Annotated in this window: 3 rRNA genes; all 3 read left to right on the forward strand. The window is 56.1% G+C overall.

Annotated features, from left to right (window positions below):
* Nucleotides 1-61 precede the first annotated feature (61 nt).
* The 3 genes from DMC64_RS42525 to rrf all read left to right on the forward strand — a co-directional run bounded on the left by DMC64_RS42525 (nt 62) and on the right by rrf (nt 5,237).
* Nucleotides 62-1,580 (forward strand): 16S ribosomal RNA (locus DMC64_RS42525).
* Between the two features lie 322 nt (nt 1,581-1,902).
* Nucleotides 1,903-5,040 (forward strand): 23S ribosomal RNA (locus DMC64_RS42530).
* A gap of 80 nt (nt 5,041-5,120) precedes the next feature.
* Nucleotides 5,121-5,237 (forward strand): 5S ribosomal RNA (gene rrf, locus DMC64_RS42535).
* Together the 16S, 23S and 5S rRNA genes form the textbook arrangement of a ribosomal RNA operon.
* Nucleotides 5,238-5,241 lie beyond the last annotated feature (4 nt).

Here is a 5,241-nt window from a genome sequence, read left to right on the forward strand (position 1 = left end):
AACCTCGTAAGAGGTTCCTTTGAGAGCAAGTATTAAATTGCCTCGATCAAATTCGATGACATTGTTGGAGAGTTTGATCCTGGCTCAGGACGAACGCTGGCGGCGTGCTTAACACATGCAAGTCGAACGATGAAGCCGTTTCGGTGGTGGATTAGTGGCGAACGGGTGAGTAACACGTGGGCAATCTGCCCTGTACTTTGGGATAAGCCTGGGAAACTGGGTCTAATACCGGATATGACAGAGCCTCGCATGGGGTTTGGTGGAAAGCTCCGGCGGTACGGGATGAGCCCGCGGCCTATCAGCTTGTTGGTGGGGTAATGGCCTACCAAGGCGACGACGGGTAGCCGGCCTGAGAGGGTGACCGGCCACACTGGGACTGAGACACGGCCCAGACTCCTACGGGAGGCAGCAGTGGGGAATATTGCACAATGGGCGCAAGCCTGATGCAGCGACGCCGCGTGAGGGATGACGGCCTTCGGGTTGTAAACCTCTTTCGCCAGGGACGAAGCGCAAGTGACGGTACCTGGATAAGAAGCACCGGCTAACTACGTGCCAGCAGCCGCGGTAATACGTAGGGTGCGAGCGTTGTCCGGAATTATTGGGCGTAAAGAGCTCGTAGGCGGTTTGTCGCGTCGTTCGTGAAAACTCCACGCTTAACGTGGAGCGTGCGGGCGATACGGGCAGACTTGAGTTCGGTAGGGGAGACTGGAATTCCTGGTGTAGCGGTGAAATGCGCAGATATCAGGAGGAACACCGGTGGCGAAGGCGGGTCTCTGGGCCGATACTGACGCTGAGGAGCGAAAGCGTGGGGAGCGAACAGGATTAGATACCCTGGTAGTCCACGCTGTAAACGTTGGGCGCTAGGTGTGGGCGACATCCACGTTGTCCGTGCCGTAGCTAACGCATTAAGCGCCCCGCCTGGGGAGTACGGCCGCAAGGCTAAAACTCAAAGGAATTGACGGGGGCCCGCACAAGCGGCGGAGCATGTGGATTAATTCGATGCAACGCGAAGAACCTTACCTGGGCTTGACATGCGCCAGACATCCCTAGAGATAGGGCTTCCCTTGTGGTTGGTGTACAGGTGGTGCATGGCTGTCGTCAGCTCGTGTCGTGAGATGTTGGGTTAAGTCCCGCAACGAGCGCAACCCTTATCCTACGTTGCCAGCGCGTCATGGCGGGGACTCGTGGGAGACTGCCGGGGTCAACTCGGAGGAAGGTGGGGATGACGTCAAGTCATCATGCCCCTTATGTCCAGGGCTTCACACATGCTACAATGGCTGGTACAGAGGGCTGCGATACCGCGAGGTGGAGCGAATCCCTTAAAGCCGGTCTCAGTTCGGATCGCAGTCTGCAACTCGACTGCGTGAAGTCGGAGTCGCTAGTAATCGCAGATCAGCAACGCTGCGGTGAATACGTTCCCGGGCCTTGTACACACCGCCCGTCACGTCATGAAAGTCGGTAACACCCGAAGCCCATGGCCCAACCCGCAAGGGGGGGAGTGGTCGAAGGTGGGACTGGCGATTGGGACGAAGTCGTAACAAGGTAGCCGTACCGGAAGGTGCGGCTGGATCACCTCCTTTCTAAGGAGCAACACATCCACAGTCCTCGGGATACCCGAGACCAGCACTGTGGAGTGGCCAGGGTTTCAGCACCGAATGTGTGCTGGCACTGGTTGCTCAAGGAATTGTGGAACTACTGGTTAGGGTTCGCGACCGGGTTGCCGGCGAGGGCGAGTACTGCTCCGTAAGGAGCGTGGAAAGTGTTCCGCTGGGTCTGGTCAAGAATTGTTCACGAAGCACACTGTTGGGTCCTGAGGCAACACGCCAAGGGGCTAACCCCCTCTGGGACGTTTGTTTCTGGTGTGGTGTTTGAGAACTGTAGAGTGGATGCGAGCATCTTTGTGGTCAAGTTGTTAAGGGCACATGGTGGATGTCTTGGCTTCAGGAGCCGATGAAGGACGTGGGAGGCTGCGATATGCCTCGGGGAGCTGTCAACCGAGCTGTGATCCGAGGATTTCCGAATGGGGAAACCCAGCACCAGTTATGTGGTGTTACCCGCATCTGAATATATAGGGTGCGTGGAGGGAACGCGGGGAAGTGAAACATCTCAGTACCCGTAGGAAGAGAAAACAACCGTGATTCCGTGAGTAGTGGCGAGCGAAAGCGGAAGAGGCTAAACCATGCACATGTCAAGCTGTCAGGCGTTGTGTGTGTGGTGTTGTGGGACCCAGCGTCGAGGATCTGACAGTCCTCGGAACGATTACGCGTGTTAGTGGAACGCCTTGGGATGGGCGACCGGAGTGGGTGAGAGTCCCGTACGCGAAAACACGTTGTGGATTGTTTGTCTGGTGTTCCCGAGTAGCAGCGAGCTCGTGGAATTTGCTGTGAATCTGCCGGGACCACCCGGTAAGCCTAAATACTTCCTGAAGACCGATAGCGGACTAGTACCGTGAGGGAAAGATGAAAAGTACCCCGGGAGGGGAGTGAAAGAGTACCTGAAACCGTGTGCCTACAAGCCGTCAGAGCCCGAGCACATCTTTGTGATGTTGAGGTGATGGCGTGCCTTTTGAAGAATGAGCCTGCGAGTTAGTGCTGCGTGGCGAGGTTAACCCGTGTGGGGTAGCCGTAGCGAAAGCGAGTCTGAATAGGGCGATTGAGTCGCGTGGTCTAGACCCGAAGCGGAGTGATCTACCCATGGCCAGGCTGAAGCGTCGGTAAGACGACGTGGAGGGCCGAACCCACTTAGGTTGAAAACTGAGGGGATGAGCTGTGGGTAGGGGTGAAAGGCCAATCAAACTCCGTGATAGCTGGTTCTCCCCGAAATGCATTTAGGTGCAGCGTCACATGTTTCTCCACGGGGGTAGAGCTACTGGATGGTCTAGGGGCCTTACCGGGTTACCGAAATCAACCAAACTCCGAATACCGTGGTGTGAGAGTGTGGCAGTGAGACGGCGGGGGATAAGCTTCGTCGTCGAGAGGGAAACAGCCCAGAACACCAGCTAAGGCCCCTAAGTGTGTGCTCAGTGGGAAAGGATGTGGGATTGCCCAGACAACCAGGAGGTTGGCTTAGAAGCAGCCACCCTTGAAAGAGTGCGTAATAGCTCACTGGTCAAGTGGTCCTGCGCCGACAATGTAGCGGGGCTTAAGCACACCGCCGAAGCTGTGTCATTCATACATATAGATCGGCATTCTCCTTGAGGGTATGTCTAGTCGTGTGGATGGGTAGGGGAGCGTCCTGCATCCAGGGAAGCGGCGGCGGAAGCCAGTCGTGGAGGGTGTGGGAGTGAGAATGCAGGCATGAGTAGCGAATGCAGAGTGAGAAACTCTGCCGCCGGATGACCAAGGGTTCCTGGGCCAGGCTAATCCGCCCAGGGTAAGTCGGGACCTAAGGCGAGGCCGACAGGCGTAGTCGATGGATAACGGGTTGATATTCCCGTACCCGAGCACGTGCGCCCAGGATGAGGCGGTTGATACTAACCACCCAAAGCCAGTTACCAATATCTTCGGATGGAGGTTTCTGTGTGGAGCGTGGGATCTGATTCCGTAGTAGTCGAGTGATGGGGTGACGCAGGAAGGTAGCTCCGCCAGTGAGTGGTAGTACTGGTGTAAGCGTGTAGACCGAATGGTAGGCAAATCCGCCATTCATTAAGGTTGAGACGTGATGCGTAGCCGATTGAGGTGAAGTAGAGTGATCCTATGCTGCCGAGAAAAGCCTCTAGCGAGTGCGTGCACGGCCCGTACCCCAAACCAACACAGGTGGTCAGGTAGAGAATACTAAGGCGATCGGGTGAACTGTGGTTAAGGAACTCGGCAAAATGCCCCCGTAACTTCGGGAGAAGGGGGGCCAAACACTCTGAAGTCCCTTGCGGACTAGGGGTGGGTGGCCGCAGAGACCAGCGGAAAGCGACTGTTTACTAAAAACACAGGTCCATGCGAAGTCGCAAGACGATGTATATGGACTGACGCCTGCCCGGTGCTGGAACGTTAAGAGGACCGGTTAACCCCTTTGGGGGTGAAGCTGAGAATTTAAGCGCCAGTAAACGGCGGTGGTAACTATAACCATCCTAAGGTAGCGAAATTCCTTGTCGGGTAAGTTCCGACCTGCACGAATGGCGTAACGACTTTCCGGCTGTCTCAACCACAGGCCCGGCGAAATTGCACTACGAGTAAAGATGCTCGTTACGCGCGGCAGGACGGAAAGACCCCGGGACCTTTACTATAGTTTGGTATTGGTTTTCGGTTCGGCTTGTGTAGGATAGGTGGGAGACTGTGAAGCTGGCACGCTAGTGTTGGTGGAGTCGTTGTTGAAATACCACTCTGGTCGGATTGGGAATCTGAACCTCGGACCATGATCTGGTTCAGGGACAGTGCCTGATGGGTAGTTTAACTGGGGCGGTTGCCTCCTAAAGAGTAACGGAGGCGCCCAAAGGTTCCCTCAGCCTGGTTGGCAATCAGGTGTTGAGTGCAAGTGCACAAGGGAGCTTGACTGTGAGACAGACATGTCGAGCAGGGACGAAAGTCGGGACTAGTGATCCGGCACCACCTGGTGGAAGGGGTGTCGCTCAACGGATAAAAGGTACCCCGGGGATAACAGGCTGATCTTGCCCAAGAGTCCATATCGACGGCATGGTTTGGCACCTCGATGTCGGCTCGTCGCATCCTGGGGCCGGAGTAGGTCCCAAGGGTTGGGCTGTTCGCCCATTAAAGCGGCACGCGAGCTGGGTTTAGAACGTCGTGAGACAGTTCGGTCCCTATCCGCCGCGCGCGTAGGATACTTGAGGAAGGCTGTCCCTAGTACGAGAGGACCGGGACGGACGAACCTCTGGTATGCCAGTTGTCACGCCAGTGGCATGGCTGGTTGGCCACGTTCGGAAGGGATAACCGCTGAAGGCATCTAAGCGGGAAGCCTGTTCCAAGATGAGGTATCCCACCCCTTGTGGGTTAAGGCCCCCAACAGACCATTGGGTTGATAGGCCAGAAATGGAAGCACAGTAATGTGTTGTCGAGTTGACTGGTACTAATAGGCCGAGGACTTGCCCACAAAGATGTTACGCATCCACTCTACAGCTCTGAAACACCACACCGTTGTGGAAACAGACAGGTTGTGGTGTTTCATAGTGTTTCGGTGGTTATAGCGTCAGGGAAACGCCCGGTCCCATTCCGAACCCGGAAGCTAAGCCTGACAGCGCCGATGGTACTGCAACCGAAGGGTTGTGGGAGAGTAGGACACCGCCGGACTAAC

This window comes from Amycolatopsis sp. WAC 04197, from assembly GCF_003947475.1.
In the GTDB taxonomy this organism is placed as follows: Bacteria; Actinomycetota; Actinomycetes; order Mycobacteriales; family Pseudonocardiaceae; genus Amycolatopsis; species Amycolatopsis japonica.